This window comes from Mycobacterium sp. NGS40 (assembly GCF_059812735.1).
In genome coordinates, this window is sequence record NZ_JCALDG010000095.1 from 1 (window position 1) to 1043 (window position 1043).

A 1043-nucleotide genomic window follows, 5' to 3' on the forward strand; every position below is an offset into this window, starting at 1 on the left:
CCGGCTCTCGCCGCTGCTTGACCCTGGAAGCTAGACGCGACAAAACTCATGAATTTCTCGTTTCTGTTTCAACGCCGCGATCTGCGCGGCGACGGATTCGGACAACACCAACGAGCCGAAGCATTCAGCGCAACAGCTTGAGGGCTGACCTATCAGATACGAGCGGTACAGAATTGGATCAAAATACTTCGGCCCGAACGGCCTCTAATGGCGTTTAAGGCGTGAAAAGAAGGAGGCGGTCCGCGCGTAGGCGGTATGGCTGACCCTGCCATTACGCCAGCCAAAGCCGCGACTGCGGCAGCGAGGACAAGCCCAGCCGCGTCCGTTGTCGGTGACGTCCGAAGTATGAGTAGGCATCCGCCGACGATCGGCGTCGATGCGTGCGCGTTCGACACCTGGGACGCCGTGACGCCGCTCGTTTCGTGGCCTGCCTGGGTTGGCGACGTGGACGCCACCGCCGGCGCCGCGCTAGTCATATGAACGAAGTGGCACCCAGCGCCGAGGCTCACCGCCCAAAAGAGCACAGCGACTGCGCTTACATAGCGCAGCCACAGCCGAAAGCGGGCTCCCCGGGAAGTCATGATGGTGGTGATAATATCACCCCCGGGGGGTATGCAACAGACACGACTCGCCATCTTGAGTGAACATTCCTGCGGCGCATTGGATCTAACTGGGCGCTAATCCGACGTGCAAATCAGCCGATCGGTCGTCACACCCTGAACTCAGCTACCCCAACAGGTGTGCCATACGCTGCGCATCGACCACTCCGATTCGACGTCGGCGGTCGCTAGCTAGGACCGGTTACGCCGGATCGACGTCGATGGGAAGTTTCTCGCCTAACCGTCAGACCGGGCCCACAGAATGGTTTCGTGCAGGGGGCGATCGTGCTGGCGGGCGGTTTCCGCGGAGCGTCGGCGGTCGGGCTAGGTGCGACAGGGACCACCGGCTCATGGCGGGGTGGCGACGCGGGCTGCGGCTCTGTGAGGTGTGCTTGGCCGCTGGGGGGCGGCGTGGAAATCAAAAGAGCGCTGGTGGCGAGCACT

The 1043-nt window shown here is 62.4% G+C and carries 1 protein-coding gene; it reads right to left on the bottom strand.

The features are described 5' to 3' along the window. Positions 1-152 precede the first annotated feature (152 nt). On the bottom strand, positions 153-635 hold the full coding sequence (gene lpqS / locus AC5Y5O_RS32055; protein WP_500028752.1) for a putative copper homeostasis (lipo)protein LpqS: 483 nt from the start codon (positions 633-635) through the stop codon (positions 153-155). Between the last annotated feature and the right edge of the window lie 408 nt (positions 636-1043).

Bases quoted from the DNA above. Each gene is read 5' to 3' on its own strand.
- lpqS (WP_500028752.1), bottom strand. From the start codon at position 635: ATGGCGAGTCGTGTCTGTTGCATACCCCCCGGGGGTGATATTATCACC.